The organism is Vibrio sp. 397 (genome assembly GCF_033339395.1).
Lineage (GTDB): Bacteria > Pseudomonadota > Gammaproteobacteria > Enterobacterales > Vibrionaceae > Vibrio > Vibrio alginolyticus.
Genome location: NZ_JAWOUN010000014.1, coordinates 29723 through 47480, shown reverse-complemented (window position 1 = coordinate 47480; position 17758 = coordinate 29723). Strand labels below are relative to the sequence as shown.

12 protein-coding genes are annotated in these 17758 nt (G+C 44.7%); 2 read left to right on the top strand and 10 right to left on the bottom strand.

The window, feature by feature from the left end; genetic code table 11:
- Positions 1-242 precede the first annotated feature (242 nt).
- On the bottom strand, positions 243-4136 hold the full coding sequence (gene purL, locus R7P36_RS19360; RefSeq protein ID WP_213899810.1) for a phosphoribosylformylglycinamidine synthase: 3894 nt from the start codon (positions 4134-4136) through the stop codon (positions 243-245).
- Between the two features lie 299 nt (positions 4137-4435).
- Between purL and mltF the strand changes: the two genes are divergently transcribed.
- The gene (mltF, locus tag R7P36_RS19355; protein WP_025998701.1) at positions 4436-6013 is read left to right on the top strand and encodes a membrane-bound lytic murein transglycosylase MltF; all 1578 of its coding nucleotides are present in this window, start codon (positions 4436-4438) and stop codon (positions 6011-6013) included.
- Positions 6014-6601: 588 nt separating this feature from the next.
- Here the strand turns inward: mltF and tadA are convergent.
- The 6 genes from tadA to R7P36_RS19325 all read right to left on the bottom strand — a co-directional run bounded on the left by tadA (position 6602) and on the right by R7P36_RS19325 (position 12104).
- Positions 6602-7150, bottom strand: a complete 549-nt coding sequence (tadA, locus tag R7P36_RS19350; protein ID WP_213899789.1) for a tRNA adenosine(34) deaminase TadA — start codon at positions 7148-7150, stop codon at positions 6602-6604.
- A 212-nt stretch (positions 7151-7362) separates the two neighbouring features.
- The gene (locus R7P36_RS19345; RefSeq protein WP_017635695.1) at positions 7363-8922 is read right to left on the bottom strand and encodes an AbgT family transporter; all 1560 of its coding nucleotides are present in this window, start codon (positions 8920-8922) and stop codon (positions 7363-7365) included.
- 394 nt (positions 8923-9316) lie between these two features.
- Complete coding sequence (locus R7P36_RS19340; protein WP_017635696.1) at positions 9317-9730, bottom strand: prepilin-type N-terminal cleavage/methylation domain-containing protein; 414 nt, start codon at positions 9728-9730, stop codon at positions 9317-9319.
- A complete protein-coding gene (locus R7P36_RS19335; protein WP_006741845.1) occupies positions 9720-11030 on the bottom strand; it encodes a hypothetical protein in 1311 nt (436 codons plus the stop codon). The genes R7P36_RS19340 and R7P36_RS19335 overlap by 11 nt, the downstream gene beginning before the upstream one ends.
- Positions 11027-11617: a PilW family protein gene (locus tag R7P36_RS19330; protein ID WP_017635697.1), complete on the bottom strand. Its 591-nt coding sequence runs from the start codon at positions 11615-11617 to the stop codon at positions 11027-11029. The genes R7P36_RS19335 and R7P36_RS19330 overlap by 4 nt, the downstream gene beginning before the upstream one ends.
- Positions 11598-12104 carry a GspH/FimT family pseudopilin gene (locus R7P36_RS19325; RefSeq protein WP_017635698.1) on the bottom strand — a complete coding sequence of 169 codons (507 nt, stop codon included), beginning with the start codon at positions 12102-12104 and terminating at the stop codon, positions 11598-11600. The genes R7P36_RS19330 and R7P36_RS19325 overlap by 20 nt, the downstream gene beginning before the upstream one ends.
- A gap of 103 nt (positions 12105-12207) precedes the next feature.
- Here R7P36_RS19325 and R7P36_RS19320 point away from each other — a divergent pair, with 103 nt between their 5' ends.
- Positions 12208-12639 carry a type IV pilin protein gene (locus R7P36_RS19320; protein WP_213899809.1) on the top strand — a complete coding sequence of 144 codons (432 nt, stop codon included), beginning with the start codon at positions 12208-12210 and terminating at the stop codon, positions 12637-12639.
- A 69-nt stretch (positions 12640-12708) separates the two neighbouring features.
- Here R7P36_RS19320 and dnaJ read toward each other — a convergent pair whose 3' ends face one another.
- From dnaJ to R7P36_RS19305, 3 genes are all read right to left on the bottom strand, one after another.
- Positions 12709-13857, bottom strand: coding sequence for a molecular chaperone DnaJ (gene dnaJ / locus R7P36_RS19315; RefSeq protein ID WP_213899788.1), 1149 nt, complete (start codon positions 13855-13857; stop codon positions 12709-12711).
- Positions 13858-14061: 204 nt separating this feature from the next.
- Positions 14062-15975 carry a molecular chaperone DnaK gene (dnaK, locus tag R7P36_RS19310; protein ID WP_005381623.1) on the bottom strand — a complete coding sequence of 638 codons (1914 nt, stop codon included), beginning with the start codon at positions 15973-15975 and terminating at the stop codon, positions 14062-14064.
- Between the two features lie 347 nt (positions 15976-16322).
- Positions 16323-17597, bottom strand: a complete 1275-nt coding sequence (locus tag R7P36_RS19305) for a dicarboxylate/amino acid:cation symporter (RefSeq protein ID WP_005381625.1) — start codon at positions 17595-17597, stop codon at positions 16323-16325.
- Positions 17598-17758 lie beyond the last annotated feature (161 nt).

Sequence of the window (17758 nt, the reverse complement as noted above, 5' to 3'; positions counted from 1 at the left end):
TAACTCCATCTAAGCTGAGCTGTTTAACACCATCCCTTGGTAAGCGCGGTATTAGAGCATAAAAGTAATCTAAACGCTGCAAGTTTTTTACGCTAGATAATAGATGACAAAGAAGAGGCAGAACAAAGCAACGTTTCGCCAAGTCACTAGAAAGAGCGACGAAGAAAAAAGAGTGATAAGAAAAAAGAAAGCGCTGGTCTCTCAACCAGCGCTTTACTTAAGCTAGATTAACCTTTGGTTAATTAACCGATATTCTTACGGGCATTTTGGAACATACGCATCCAAGCGCCATTTTCACCCCAACCTTCCGGAGCCCAAGAATTTGCAACTGTGCGGAATACGCGCTCTGGGTGAGGCATCATGATAGTTACGCGACCGTCTGCTGTTGTTAAACCGGTAATCGCGTTTGGCGAACCATTCGGGTTGTTCGGGTATTGTTGTGTTGGGTTACCGAGGTTATCCACGTAACGAACCGCAACCGTACCTGATGCCTCGATCGCTGCTAGGTGCTCTGCATCACGTACTTCTACACGCCCTTCTCCGTGGGAAACCGCGATTGGCATACGCGAACCAGCCATGCCATCAAAGAATACAGAATCAGATTTCTGAACTTCAACTAGACTAAAGCGCGCTTCAAAACGCTCAGATTCGTTGCGCACAAAACGTGGCCACAAGTCTGCACCTGGGATCAGCTCTTTCAGGTTTGATAGCATCTGACAACCGTTACATACACCTAAAGAGAACGTCTCTTCACGGTTGAAGAAGGCTTGGAACTGTTCACGAGCTTGTGCGTTAAACAGGATAGACTTAGCCCAACCTTCACCCGCACCTAGTACGTCGCCGTAAGAGAAGCCACCACAAGCTACTAAGCCATGGTATTCATCCAGTACCGCTTGGCCTGTTAGGATATCGCTCATATGGATGTCGGTTGCTTCAAAACCTGCGCGGTCAAACGCTGCTGCCATTTCGACGTGGGAGTTAACGCCCTGCTCACGTAGGATTGCCATCTTAGGTTTAGCACCTTTCGCAATGTACGGTGCTGCAACGTCTTCATTTACGTCGAAGCTGAGCTTAACGTTTAGACCAGGGTCAGAGTTGTCTTTCTTAGCTTCGTGCTCTTGGTCTGCACACGCTGGGTTATCACGTAGACTTTGCATCTTATGCGTTGTTTCAGCCCAGATAACGCGTAGTTCGGTACGTGAACGTTCAAGCACAACTGCATCACCAGAAGTGATAACAAAGTCGTCTGAAGCTTCAACAGAACCAATCACATGTGAGCATGCCTCTAAGCCGTTTGCCGCCAGAGTAGATAGAACTGAATCTAGATCATCATTCTTAACTTGAACAACCGCACCTAGCTCTTCGTTAAATAGAACGGCTAGCGCATCATCACCCAGCTTTGCGATGTTCGCTTTTACGCCACAGTGGCCCGCGAACGCCATCTCAGCCAGTGTAACAAAAAGACCGCCGTCGCCTTTATCGTGGTAAGCCACTAGCTTGTCATCACGTACTAACGCTTGCATTGCATCAAAGAAGCCTTTTAGCTGCTCTGCATTATCTACGTCAGCAGGTTTGTCACCCAGCTGTTTGTATACTTGTGCCAATGCTGTCGCACCTAAGCGGTTTTTGCCGTTACCCAAGTCAACAAGAACTAGAGAAGTCTTTCCTTTGTCAGTGCGTAGTTGTGGAGTCACGGTCTTACGTACGTCTTCCACACGACCAAATGCCGTGATAACTAACGACAGTGGAGAAGTGACTTCTTTGCTCTCGCCGTTTTCTTCCCACTTGGTTTTCATCGACATGGAGTCTTTACCAACTGGGATAGTCAAACCTAACGCAGGACACAATTCTTCACCAACCGCTTTCACTGCTTCGTAAAGACCCGCATCTTCACCTGGGTGACCCGCTGGAGACATCCAGTTCGCAGACAGTTTAATGTGTTTAATATCACCGATGTCTGTTGCCGCAATGTTCGTTAGTGACTCACCAACGGCTAGGCGAGCCGATGCTCCAAAGTCTAGTAATGCCACTGGCGTGCGCTCACCCATCGACATTGCTTCGCCATGGTAAGTGTCGTAGCTTGCCGCTGTTACTGCGCAGTTTGCTACTGGTACCTGCCAAGGACCAACCATTTGATCACGAGCAACCAGACCCGTTACTGTTCGGTCACCGATAGTAATTAGGAATGTTTTTTCTGCAACAGCAGGAAGACGAAGTACGCGATCCACCGCTTCATTAAGCTCAATACCATCACGAACAATGGCAGGGCTTTCCACTTTTAGTGTGGTTGCGTCACGGTGCATCTTCGGTGGCTTACCAAGCAGGATATCCATCGGCATATCGATCGGCGTATTGTCAAAGTGAGAATCTTCTAGCGTTAGATGACGCTCTTCTGTTGCTACACCCACCACTGCATACGGTGCGCGTTCACGCTTACAGATTGCGTCGAATGCTTCCATGTTTTCTGGCGCTACCGCTAGAACGTAACGTTCCTGTGATTCGTTACACCAGATTTCCAGTGGGCTCATGCCTGGCTCATCGTTTGGTACATCGCGTAATTGGAACTTACCGCCACGCTCACCGTCGTCGACAAGTTCAGGCAATGCGTTAGAGATACCGCCTGCACCCACATCGTGGATAAATGCGATTGGGTTGTCGTCGCCTAACTGCCAACAACGGTCGATCACTTCCTGACAGCGACGTTCCATCTCTGGGTTTTCACGCTGTACTGAAGCAAAGTCCAGATCTTCTGCTGACTGACCAGATGCCATTGAGGACGCCGCGCCACCACCAAGACCGATGTTCATTGCCGGACCACCAAGTACGATTAGGCTCGCACCTACAGGGATCTCTTTCTTCTGTACGTGTTCATCGCGGATGTTACCCATACCACCAGCAATCATGATTGGTTTGTGGTAACCACGAATTTCTTCACCCGCATGAGAAGTGACTTTTTCTTCGTAAGTACGGAAGTAACCCAATAGATTTGGACGACCAAATTCGTTGTTGAATGCCGCGCCGCCAAGAGGGCCTTCAAGCATGATGTCTAACGCATTCACAATACGACCCGGCTTGCCGAAGTCGGTTTCCCATGGCTGTTCAAAACCAGGAATACGTAAGTTAGAGGTTGTAAAACCAACCAGACCCGCTTTTGGCTTACCGCCGATACCCGTCGCGCCTTCGTCACGGATTTCACCGCCTGAGCCAGTCGATGCGCCCGGCCATGGAGAGATTGCCGTTGGGTGGTTGTGCGTTTCTACCTTCATCAAGATGTGCGTATCTTCATGGTGGTACGTGTATTGACGAGATTTAGGGTCAGGGAAGAAACGCCCCGCTTTAGAACCTGTCATAACGGCTGCGTTGTCTTTGTATGCAGACAGCACATAGTCAGGTGTCGTTTCAAAAGTGTTTTTGATCATTTTGAACAAAGACTTAGGTTGATCTACCCCGTCGATAGTCCAATCTGCGTTAAAAATTTTGTGGCGACAATGCTCTGAGTTCGCCTGAGCAAACATCATCAATTCAATGTCGTTTGGGTTACGCCCAAGCTTGGTAAAGTTCTCGACCAAGTAATCAATTTCATCTTCTGCGAGTGCCAAGCCAAGGGAAACGTTTGCCTCTTCAAGCGCAAGACGACCGCCAGCTAAGATATCAACATGTGCGACAGGCTTAGGCTCTGCAACAGTAAATAATGCTGATGCGGCTTCAAATTCTGTGAATACTGTTTCCATCATGCGGTCGTGAATTAACGCTTTAACAGCGTCAGCTTGAGCTTCTGATAGAACAACTGAAGACTCGACATAATAAGCCGTACCACGCTCTAGACGTTTCACTTTATCCAGACCACAGTTAACAGCGATATCGGTAGATTTAGAAGACCAAGGCGAGATAGTGCCAGGACGAGGCGTGACAAGAAGTAGAAGACCTTCAGGCTCATGCTCTTCGATGGTTGGGCCGTAAGTTAGTAACTTTTCAAGTTTTTCTAACTCTTGGTCATCAAGGTCTGACTTTAGATCGGCAAAGTGCATAAACTCGGCATAAATGCCAGTTACAGGCAGATCTTGTTCACGACAAAGTTCCAGTAGTTTATTAACACGAAACTCAGAAAGAGCTGGGGAGCCACGCAAAATTCTCATGTGCTTAGGTCTCTTATGCAATTGATTAAGGTGATATTGGAATAAATTCAGACACTTAAAATAATCCCTGTCGAACCTATGCCGATTCCACCTCGTCATTGCGAGCGCATTATATAGTAATTGTTTTTGTGATGTAACACCAAAGGCAACCGTTTGCGTCATTTTTTTTGTCAAATTTGAATTACAACTAAAATGTCGATAAAACACACAATGTCACGTTATAAGTGTGTGATTCACTTTGCCCCATGAGCTCGCTTTGATATAAAGGCAAATAGAAATTTTCCAAGATGTACCTATTAATGCAAATAAGTCACTTCAACCGGCTCAAGCGCAGTGCTCTAATTTTAGTTTCTGTTCTTTTACTCTCTGCTTGCCAGATTGAGTCGGAGCCCAAAAGTGAATTTGAAAAAATTCAAGAACGTGGTGTGCTTCGTGTTGGCACGCTAAACAATCAGCTTTCCTACTACATAGGTCCCGATGGTCCCGCAGGGTTGGATTACGAATTGGCGCGTCAGTTTGCGGAGCAGCTCGGCGTCAAACTCGAGATTAAACCAGCCTTTCGCCAAGCTGAGCTTTTTCCTGCTCTTAAGAAAGGAGATATCGATATCATCGCTACGGGTTTAAATCAAACGTCACAAGCAGTCAAACGATTTAGACCAGGCCCTGCCTATTATTATGTAAGCCAACAAGTGGTATATAAAAAAGGGCAACTTCGACCACGTGATATCGAACAACTCATTGAATACCAAGCCTCGAAAGACGACGAGTCCGACGAAGATACAAATGCAGGCGCTCAAACATTAAAGATCGTTGAACAATCGCAATATGTTCCGACCCTAACAGCGTTAAAGAAGCAGTATCCAGAACTTCAGTTTGAAATTGTTGGTGATGCTGACACGAGAGACTTACTCAAATACGTATCGAAGGGTGAGTTACGTTTTACTGTGACTGATTCGGTGGAACTTTCCCTAGCTCAACGCCTTTACCCCGATCTTGCGCTCGCGTTCGAACTTACAGAAGATCAACCTGTGTCTTGGTTTACTCGACGTTCTGAAGACGAAAGCTTGTATGCAATGCTGATAGAGTTTTTCGGTAACATCAAACAATCAGGAGAACTGTCCACCCTCGAAGAAAAGTACATTGGTCATATTGAAGCATTTGACTACGTTGATACTCGCGCATTCATTCGAGCTCTGGATGACAAATTGCCTAAATGGGCACCTTTATTCCAAAAATACAGCGAAGAGTTCGACTGGCGATTAATTGCAGCATTGGCTTATCAAGAGTCACATTGGAAACCAACAGCAAAATCGCCAACGGGTGTTAGGGGGATGATGATGCTTACTCTGCCAACAGCGAAAAGCGTCGGGGTAACAAACCGTTTAGACCCTGAGCAATCTGTTCGTGGTGGTGTCGAGTACTTACGTCGCATTGTAGGTCGCGTGCCTGATAGCATCAACGAGCATGAAAAAATATGGTTTGCGTTAGCTTCATACAATATTGGTTACGGCCACATGATGGACGCACGACGACTCACCAAAGCACAAGGTGGCGATCCGAACGCTTGGGCCGATGTAAAAGATAGGCTGCCTTTACTGCGTCAGAAGCGCTATTACAGCCAAACTCGCTATGGGTACGCCAGAGGCGATGAAGCGCGTAATTACGTAGAAAATATTCGACGTTACTACCAATCCATCATTGGTCATGTCAGCCAACAGCCAGCGATTGATGAGAATAGCGATGACTTGCAAGTGATTCCGCCGCTCAACCCCGACATTTTGATATCGGGCGCAGTAGAGACCGTCGTAGAACAAGTCTCTGGCGCTTCTGACGTCACGGTTGAAGAAGACACCGAACAAGAAAGCATTGAAGAATAAACCCGCGGTAAACTAAAAAATGACGAGCCTATGAAGCTCGTCATTTTTGTTGAGTCCTAACGAAAACTTATCTAGACTCCAATATTCTGAGTGACACCAACCACACTCAACCATTTCTTTGGTTGGTCGCCTTTTCTTCATCGTTAGTAAAACTGATTGCTTTGTAACAGATTACTTTACAACCACATGGTTTAGCTCACTTGATGAAGCGGCGCTTTCGGCTACACTCTGCCGAAATAACGTCACTCCTATTATTAAGCATCGTATTGAAATTGTTTGCTGGCTCTGTGCAATGCAGAAGTCAAATGAAGAACGTTTAAACCATACAATGTTTAGTGCGATTATCGAGCCTATTGCCAAGCATCGATGAGCCGCACTTTACTGGTAAAAGTCTTGTCTGCAGGAGGTTTTGAATATGAGAAGACGTAGAGTGCAGTCAAAGCGTTTAAATAACACAGTAGCTGCTATCCGACGTAAACGTAAACTGACATGTATGAAAAAGAAAGTAAGTTCACGTAATCGTGTTTTTGTACATTTAGTCAATCACTAGTGCGTCCAAGCAAACATCTACCACGTTGTAGGTGTTTGCTAGCCCTCACTACTCCTACTACCTTGTTCGCTCTCTCCATTTTCTAATGCTTTGTGTGCTTGCTTCTTCGCTTTAATTTCCTTTCGGCGGCGCTTAAAAAACGCTTGTAGCTGAGTACGGCACTCATCTTCTAGCAGCCCCTTTTCAACTAAGGCGTAATGGTAAGCGGCTTGGCTTTCAAACAAATTAAGCACTGTTCCTGCTGCTCCAGCTTTTAAATCTGGCGCTCCAAAAACAACCCGCTTAACGCGGCTATGCAATAAGGCTCCGGCACACATTGGGCATGGCTCAAGTGTTACATATAACGTCGTATCCAGAAGGCGGTAATTTTCTAGCTTTTGGCCTGCTTTACGCAGTGTTTGGATCTCAGCATGTGCGGTAGCGTCATGGGTGCCAATAGAGCGGTTCCAGCCCTCAGCGATAATTTCACCATCTTTGACAAGCACTGCGCCGACAGGTACTTCCCCCTCAGCTTCTGCTTGCTCAGCAAGCTCCATCGCTCTGCGCATAAACAATTCATCTTGAGGGGAAAACGGATGGTTAGACAAAGGAGGCTCCAAAGAAACAAAAAACGATTGAAGTCAGGAATTTTATCACCAACTTCGGTTTCACTACAGCAACACATCACGGGACAAAGTCTGCAACTCCAAAAAACTAGTTACAAGACCTATCGATGTTCGTTTTACGAGAACAAAAAAGCGCAGATCGAAGACCTGCGCTTTTCGGCTGCCAATTAGTGGCTTTCACACCCTACACGTTTTTACATGGTGTAAGTGTAAGGAGCTTGAATGCCTAGTGGGATACCTACCATCCAATAAGCAACTAGGAAGATAGACCAACCGATCAGCATTGCGATCGAGAATGGCATCATTAGTGACGCAAGCGTACCGATACCAGCCGACTTCACATAACGCTGACAGTAAACCACTACAAGAGGGAAAAATACCATTAGAGGCGAAATGATGTTCGATACAGAGTCACCCACACGGTAAGCCGCCTGAGACAGCTCAGGCGAGATACCAACCGCCATTAGCATTGGCACTAGGATTGGACCAATTAAAGCCCATTTTGCCGATGCCGAACCAATAAGTAGGTTTACAGACGCGGTTAGAAGGATCATACCGATGATGGTCACTTCACCTGGTAGGTTCATCGCTTTTAAGCCTTCTGCGCCATACAACGCTAGCATCGTACCGATGTTTGACTGAGCAAATGCAGATAGGAACTGAGCACAGAAGAACGACATAACAATGTATGCGCCCATGGTTGACATAGTATCAGCCATCGCTTTGATAATGTCGTTGCTGGTCTTGAACGTTCCAGACACTTTACCGTAAACGTAACCAGGAATGATAAACAGAATAAAGATCAACGGCACGATAGACTTCATTATCGGTGCTGAGAAGGCAGTAATTTCACCTTCAGGCGAGCGAAGTGCTGATGTTTCTGGAATTAACGCTGCAACAAGTAAAGCAATACCCGCCATCATTGCCCAACCTGCATAACGGAATGCTTTTGATTCCAGTTCAGTAAATGAACCTAGGTTTGGCGCGGTTTCCGCATCATCATCAATTGGCATTTTTGATAAACGAGGCTCGATAATTTTCTCTGTCACGTACCAACCAATCCCCACAATAATGATAGAGGATAGGCCAGTGAAGAAGATGTTCGCTAATGGGTTAACCACGTATTCAGGATCAAGAACCTGCGCCGCAGTTTGCGTAAAGCCTGCTAGTAGTGGATCTATACCTGAAGGGATAAAGTTTGCAGAGAAGCCACCAGATACACCTGCAAATGCTGCCGCAATACCTGCTAAAGGGTGACGACCTGCCGCATGGAAGATAATACCGCCAAGAGGAATAACCAGAACATAGCCTGCATCTGCCGCAGTATGCGATACAATGGCAACCAAAATAAGCATTGGAGTAAGAAGCTTAGCTGGCGTGAAGTTCAGCATCTTCTTAAGACCCGTCGTAATAAAGCCCGAAGAATCTGCAACACCCACACCTAGCATTGCGACAAGTACGATACCCAGTGGCGCAAAGCCAGTAAACGTCGTCACCATGTTAGCAAGGAAACTTGCTAGCGCTTCGCCCGTAAGTAAGTTGGTGATAGTAAGAGCTTCGCCCGTTCGAGGGTTTGGAAGATCGAATGATACATTCGACAAAAGTGCTGACGCCGCCCAAGTAATGATCAATGCCCAGAAGAACAAAATCGCAGGATCAGGAATTTTGTTACCTGTCCTCTCGATAAAGTTTAAAAAGCGCTCCATCCCGCTCGGCTTCGATGATGGTGCCTTATTTACAGCTTGGTTACTCATGGTAACTCCATAGTGAATGATGTTGGTGCCAAGGCCTATTTGAATAATTATAACGACCTACTATCCAACGAGTATTCTAGTAAACACTAATGGGGAAAGCACAAGGTTCTAGATTTTTTTTCATAATTGGAGACATATTTTGCAAAAAAACAAAACCAAAGATACAAGCCTGAAACATTATGGAAAAATCAACATATACATTTAGTAAACGAGCTGGCAAAAACAGAGGTTGCATAGAGCGATGAATAGATAGTTTTAAGAAAAGAAACTATACGTGATGAGAAGCAAGAAATAATTCTCTTCAATATAAAAAGGGCAACGCGGACAGTGAACACCTTATCCAGAACTCCAATCGGTTTTGATTGAATCGGCGTAAAACAGGAACCTAGACTATTTAATCAAATTCGCTATGTTTAGAGATCATGGTTTTCAGCTCTACCGATTGTATTTTACCGTGGCGATCTTGCCATAGAGCTTCCATATGTATCGTTTTAAGTGCGCCCGACAAAGTTGCCGTTGGCACAGACCAAGATAAAGTATACAAGGGGTGCGTAGTATCTTCCCCAGAGACAATATTTGTATCAAAATTAGCGGCGGGCATCGAGGGGACTGCAGAAATAGCCCCACGCGTACGAAACCACTCTAATTTCTGCTCAGCAAGATTTAGCGCTTCAATGCTATGCATCGCGTAATCTGCCCGCAGCTCAATGTAAGCTTGCAACTTAACCAATCCAAGAGCACCGACACCAATTAAAATAAAAGAAATCATTATTTCAATTAAACTAAAACCATGTTGTTTACTTGGCATTCCAACTTCCCTCTTGCCAACGAACATCATTTCTCCTTGTTGTAGGTCTTTTGCTGGAATCAAATAGTAACTCCATTGAGCCCGCAATTGAGGTTTTTAACCCATCAGTATCAAAACCATAACCACCCGTTGCGTGAAATGCCCCTGCATCAACATAAACAGTTTGTGTAAGATCAGTATATTGTTTACCAATGGTAAAATTAGTCGGTGAGCCATCAGCATTCGAGAACAAACTTTCCCAATAGCTTTTTAACTCATCAGGAGCAAACTGTGGTTTAGTTTTATCGACTAAATGAAAAAGCGAACCCTGAAATGTTGTTGAACCAGTATTGATAAAAATACCATCTTGAATAACTAACGTATATTTCTCATGGTTGCCTTGAAGTGCTAAATTCCCGTGAATGGCGCAGTCACCAGTAATCCAAACCTTATCTACTTCCTTAAAAGCATTTTCGATAGCTGATTTACACTGTGTCGCATTTGACAAATTGATTTTCCCAGCTTTCGGAAATGAAGCTTTGACTTTATCAATATTTTCCGGTGTTTTTTTGTAATCAAAAAAGGTTTGGAATGGATCGACTTCAGAGTCATAAACAAAATCGCCTTTTAGCTGCGGATCAGAAGTTTCAGGTTTATTAGTTTTCGTAATTGCATTCCCAGCTTTTACTGTAACATTGGTTGTCGTTGCAGCGGTACACCCTCCAGCAGGAGAACCATCATATAAGCTATTCGCTCTTATTGATGCAGTGTTATATTTTGATCCTGTGCTTCCGCCTTCCATGGTATAACTATACCGATAAGTCAGTGATATGCATTCATACAGATTGTCAGAATTAAGATCACCTTTCGCATCTGGATGAACCTTTAAATCACCATAAGTAGTTAACTTGGATGTGGTTTGTATCGCTCCTTTTCCACGATTACTTAGTGTACTGAAAGTTTTATTGAGCTGGGCCCAACCATTGTGAGATATAGAATTAATACGATAGACTCCTGCCCCTATATCAGTAACGTTCAGCTGGCTAAGGTTTAATTCCCTCTTACATAAGGTATTTAAATTATTGTGATTAATTGGGATGAGCTCGTTCACTATGGATACATCATCTGTGACATAAGCAAATAGACACTCAAGCCCTCCTTCCGCTTCCCAGTGCTGTTGCCGAGAACTAACTTCATTCTGCGCACGCTTAATTTGATAAAATAGATTCTTATATGAGCCTAACGTCACAACCAAAGCGACAGAGAGCAGTATGGAAGTAATAAGTAACGTGGCCACTCCTTGTTGATGCTTACGTATCATTGCCAATTCCTTTGCTGAACTTGTAATAAAATGGCGTGAGAAATTGCCGGATCATTTTTTAATTCAGCGGCCATTGAAATAGAAATAAACGCACTCTCTATTGACGAACCTGATAGTAATGTTCGACTAACACCAAATTGAGTTACTTTAATTTGCTTAGGATCAAAAAGATCAAAACATCCACTAGCAGCAGACACGACACTTAAAGGTGATGGTGAATCATCCTGGCAATATTCCAACATATTATCCTTTAACCGATATATCGTATTACTCACAGAGCTTGCTGTGTTTCGATAAACATAACCGATTTTTTCGGATTGTTGATATAGAACGCTAGGAGAACCGGAAAGCATCATTGATTTTGTCGTAATACCATCAAACCCTGCTCGCTGAATATCCTCTTTCACTTGTTGAATTACACTACTCATCTGCTGAAGTAGCATTATTTCCTTGCTTCGCTGCACAGCTGTTTTTTGGTTAGAAAGAAACACTGCGCCAACAATGCCCAAAGCGACAAGTCCTAACAACGCAGCAATCATAAACTCAACAAGTGTACTACCCTGCTGTTTAGCATTGTTCAAAGCCATATTTTGCCTTATTCATAGCGCACACTTTTACTCGCCCTGCTCCGTTATGAACAGTTACTTTTATCGGACTGGTATCCGCTTGAGATTTCTTCAGGTGAATACTTCCCGCATTTTTGGGATTCCCCATAACACGATCAAACTTGACGCTAGTTATATTACTCGACACCACCAGACCCCGATATAGATGACCTTGCAGCTCAGCAACAGTATTCATTGAAGTAATGTCAGTGACATTCGATACACTCGAGAGTGTGAGCTTCCAGCTTCCGGTGGATGAAGGCAAGCCTTGAATATGAACCCAAAAATCTTGATTTCTCATCACCGATTCCGATTTCGCTTGGATCAAAAAACCCTGTAATTCGTTGGCTAAATTCACTATTTTCATGTGTTGGCTAACTTTTGAAAAACTTGGGGCGACAAAAAGTAGTAGTACTGACAAGACAGCAACAGTAATAAGAAGCTCCAACAACGTAAACCCGCGAGGCATTTCCCAAATTCCTATGTAAACGGCAAAAGGGCCGTAATTCATCTTGCACAGATGCTATCACCTGCCAAAAATAGGCGGAAAAGTGAAAAGGAAACTACTCGTGATGATTCGAATTTCTCGTTGTAACGGCTACAAAAAAGGATTGAGAGGGATGACATTGATCGAATTACTGATAGCTGTCGTGATTGTCGGGATCATTGCTGCGATCGCCTACCCTTCTTACACTAATCATGTAATCAAGTCTCATAGGACGGTTGCCTTGAGCGATCTTAGTCGAATTCAGCTAGAGCTAGAGACATCTTATGATGGTGGGTACGACTGGAGTCATATTCTCTCTGGAGGCAAATGCGCTCTATGCGATTCAGACACAAATAGATTTTCTTTCGATATTGCGAGCTCTGCAAGTACGGCCTATACCATTACAGCAACAGCAAAATCGGCTCTGGGACAAGACGACGACGAGTGCTTGACTGGTTCTAAAACGATTACTTTAACGTCAACAAATGTCGAAGAACCAAGTGATTGCTGGAATTAGGAAGAACACCGAGATGCAAAAAGGCCTGCATTTTAGCAGGCCTTTGTATTTGTGCTTTTCACTAACGTCTTAGCTGGTTAAATCATCAAAGAACTTTTTCACACCGTTGAAAAAGCCTTCTGATTTAGGCTTGTGCTTAGTTGCCGCTTCACCACCACAAGACTCTTCAAACTCTTTGAGCAGTTCTTTTTGGCGTGAGCTTAGGTTTACTGGTGTTTCAACAACCAACTTAACAATAAGATCACCAACACCGCCACCGCGAACGCCTTTCACACCTTTACCACGCATACGGAACATACGACCTGTTTGCGTTTCTGAAGGCACTTTTAGGCTTACGCGACCATCTAGGGTTGGTACTTCAACTTCACCACCTAGAGCTGCCATCGCAAAGCTTACTGGCACTTCACAGTATAGGTTGTTGCCATCACGCTCGAAGATATGGTGCTCTTTCACGTGCACTTGTACATACAAGTCACCCGATGGTGCTCCCATTTCTCCCGCTTCACCTTCGCCAGATAGACGAATACGGTCGCCAGTATCAACACCTGCTGGGATCTTAACGTTAAGTGTTTTTGTTTTCTGCTTACGACCTTGACCATGACACTCATTACAAGGGTCTTTAATGATTTTACCTTTGCCGTGACAGGTAGGACAGGTTTGTTGCACTGCGAAGAAGCCCTGGCGCATCTGTACTTGACCATGACCATGACAGGTACCACATGTTTCAGCAGATGAACCTTTCTTCGCGCCACTACCATCACAGGTATCACAGTGTACTAGTGTCGGTACTTCGATCTCTTTCGTTACACCACGAACCGCTTCTTCTAGCGTCAATTCCATGTTGTAACGTAGGTCAGCACCTCGCTGGGCACGGTGGCCACCACCGCCACGACGACCACCACCAAAGATGTCACCGAATACATCGCCAAAGATGTCGCCGAAATCAGCACCGCCGCCGCCAAAGCCGCCGCCACCGAAACCACCGCCGCCTTGTTCAAAAGCTGCATGACCGTATTGGTCGTACGCCGCTTTCTTTTGAGGGTCGGTCAGAACTTCGTACGCTTCTTTTACTTCTTTAAACTTGTCCGCCGCAGAATCATCACCCTGGTTTCGGTCTGGGTGGAATTTCATCGCTAGACGCTTATACGCCTTTTTGATATCGCGCTCTGAGGCATCACGGCTTACGCCTAATACTTCGTAAAAATCACGTTTTGACATGTTCTTCGTCACCAGTTAATTACTACAAACGGCATCGATTCACCGCTTGGTGTTTGTATCGTTCTAGGTAAGTGCACTTGTCTGCAACATACTTAACTAGAAAGACAGCGTTTACAAACAGACGGGCGTAAGAGTTGCCCCAAACGCCCGCACACGAAGTCTTATCGACCCCAGATGGCTAAGTAGCCATCTGGTTAAGAAATATTATTTCTTGTCGTCTTTAACTTCTTCGAACTCAGCATCTACAACGTCGTCTTCTTTAGACTGTGCACCTGCGTCAGCACCTTGTGCTTGCTGCGCTTGAGCTTGTTGTTGAGCGATTTCCATCAGCTTTTGAGAAGCAGTCATTAGTGCTTGAACTTTAGCATCGATAGCTTCTTTGTCTTCGCCTTTACGTGCTGTTTCTAGCTCAGAAATTGCTGCTTCAATCTTCTCTTTCTCTTCTGCAGGTAGCGCTTCACCAGCTTCTTCTACTTGCTTACGAGTACCGTGAATCATTTGGTCAGCTTGGTTACGTGCAGTTGCTAGCTCTTCGAACTTCTTGTCCGCTTCTTTGTTAGCTTCTGCTTCTTGAACCATTTTCTCGATGTCTTCATCGCTTAGACCGCCAGAAGCTTGGATAGTGATCTTCTGCTCTTTACCAGTCTGCTTGTCTTTCGCAGATACGTGTAGGATACCATCCGCATCAAGGTCAAAAGTAACCTCGATTTGTGGCATACCACGTGGTGCAGGCTGGATGCCTTCTAGGTTAAATTGGCCTAGAGACTTGTTGTACATCGCTTGCTTACGCTCACCTTGTAGAACGTGGATAGTTACCGCGCTCTGGTTGTCTTCCGCTGTAGAGAAAACTTGGTTCGCTTTAGTTGGGATAGTTGTGTTCTTCTCAACTAACTTAGTCATCACGCCACCCATTGTCTCGATACCTAGAGACAGTGGAGTTACGTCTAGTAGTAGTACGTCTTTAACGTCACCAGCAAGTACACCACCTTGAACTGCAGCACCCATTGCTACTGCTTCGTCAGGGTTTACGTCACGGCGCGCTTCTTTACCAAAGAACTCAGCAACTTTCGCTTGAACCATCGGCATACGAGTCTGACCACCAACTAGGATTACGTCAGTGATGTCGTTTACTGATAGGTCAGCGTCAGCTAGAGCTACTTTTAATGGCTCAAGAGAGCGTTGTACTAGGTCTTCAACTAGAGATTCTAGTTTTGCACGAGTCACTTTAATGTTCATGTGCTTAGGACCAGTTGCATCTGCAGTAACGTAAGGTAGGTTTACGTCTGTTTGAGAAGTAGAAGAAAGCTCGATTTTCGCTTTCTCTGCTGCTTCTTTAACACGCTGCATTGCTAGTGGGTCGTTCTTAAGGTTGATGCCTTGCTCTTTGTTGAACTCATCAACCAAGTAGTTGATTAGACGGTTATCAAAGTCTTCACCACCTAGGTGAGTATCACCGTTAGTTGCTAGAACTTCGAATGTTTTCTCGCCTTCAACTTCATCAATTTCGATGATTGAAATATCGAATGTACCACCACCAAGGTCGTATACCGCGATAGTGCGATCGCCGCCTTTCTTATCTAGACCGTAAGCTAGTGCAGCTGCCGTTGGTTCGTTGATGATACGTTTAACTTCTAGACCTGCGATACGGCCAGCATCTTTTGTCGCTTGACGCTGAGCATCGTTAAAGTAAGCAGGTACTGTGATAACTGCGCCAGTTACTTCCTCACCAAGGAAGTCTTCAGCAGTTTTCTTCATTTTCTTAAGAACTTCAGCAGAAACCTGAGGAGCTGCCATTTTTTGGCCTTTCGCTTCTACCCAAGCATCACCGTTGTCAGCCTTAACGATTTTGTAAGGCATGATTTCGATGTCACGCTGAACTTCTTCGTCTTCAAAACGACGACCGATTAGACGCTTAATTGCAAATAGCGTGTTTTCTGGGTTAGTTACTGCTTGACGTTTCGCTGGTTGACCTACTAGCGTCTCACCGTCAGTGTAAGCAATAACCGATGCAGTAGTACGTTCGCCCTCTGCGTTTTCAATTACACGTGGTTTGTCGCCGTCTAATACAGCAACACATGAGTTAGTAGTACCTAAGTCAATACCAATGATTTTACCCATCTGGCTATCTCCGAATAAATTCTATTTTCGTTTGGTTATAACCCCAATGTGGGGGGAGGAGAATCGGGTTTCAACCCTTGCTCACAAACAAAAATAATCAATGTTTGCTTCTCTATGCCACATAGATAAGGGCGGCAAAATGCTTTTCAAGGGCAGAATTAAAAAAAAGCGTCTTTTTTCGAAATTTATGTGTTTCTTTCTGATTAGTTGGGAACTCGTCACACTGCTGTAGCGCAACAAAACGTCATTTCCCAGATAAATTTATTAATGTCCGACTCTTCCTAAATAAAAAACGAGCTCATAAGAGCTCGCTTCAATATTAGGGTTAAAATAAACTATTCAAGGTATTAGGCGTTCGCTTGAGCAGGCTCAGCATCAACACCTTCTTCTTTACCTATCTCACCTTCTGTTTTTGCAACAATGGTGTTCACTGCCGTATCGCCGACAACGTTAGATGATGTACAGAACATATCATTGATACGGTCGACCGCTGCAATGATTGCTAAACCTTCAGGTGGTAAACCTAGCTGGTGAAGCAAAACGCCTACCATTACCACGCCGCCCCCAGGAACGCCGCCAGCACCAATAGATAACAGAAGAATAGTTAAGCCAAGTGTAAAGATGTCTGCGGTGTTAATTGGCTGGCCAAAAGCGTTCGCAACAAACATCGTTGCGAGAGCAATATAGATAGACACACCAGACATATTCATCGTTGCGCCCAGTGGTACACCGAAGCCAGCAACCGATTTAGAGACCTGAAGCTTTTCTGTCAGTGTGCGCATTGTTACTGGAATAGTCGCATTTGAGCTCGCGGTAGATAGAGAGAAAAGAATCTGCTCACGAGTTGCACGTAGGAAAGTCTTTGGAGAGGTTCCTGTCGCAATACTCACTGCCATTGGGTAGAAGAAGAAGATCCAGAACACCAACATCGCAACCACCAAAGCCACGTAACCGGCAACGGACATTAATGTATTGGCGTTTAGCGTTGCACCTAGTTGAATCATTAGTGCGAACACACCATATGGTGCAAGACTCATCACTAATCCAACCAATTTCATCATGATTTCATTTGCCATTTTGAATGTGCGAATAGCTGGGCCACCACGAGAATCCAAAGCTTGAATTGCAAGCCCCGTCAAAATTGCCATAAAGATGATTTGCAGCATGTCGCCGCTAGCAAACGCTTGTACAGGGTTGCTAGGAACAATGTTAACAACTAAAGAGAAAATGTCCGGCGTCTCTGTCGTTGTCAGCTGTACAGCCTCAGATACCGTTCCTGCTAGATTGGCGCCCGCTCCTGGCTGGAAGATCAAGCCGACAGTCAAAGCCGCCGTAATCGCAATGATGGTGTTAAGAATGTAAAGGGTAAAAGTTTTTCCACCAAGACGACCAAATGCACTGATGTCTTTCAAGTCAACAATGCCGCATACGATTGAAACGTAAACTAAAGGAACAACAAGCAATTTGATCAGTGAGACGAACATGCCGCCAACACCTTCTGCTGCTCCAAGTAGGTATGTATCAAAAATCGCAATGCCGCTAAATAAGTACTGAATTGCTGTCCCCAGCACAAGGCCGGCAAACAAGCCTATAAAAATCTTACTAGAAAGCGATTTATCCATTATAAATCTCCGATATGTTGTGTTTACTATTTACATTTTTGTAGTTATATATGCTTACTTTTAAAGCATTAGTCGCAAATCATACACACCGAAGTTACAAAATAAAGTGATAATTTACATTTTTGTTAACGACATTTTTTTAGAAAAAATGACTATATTTA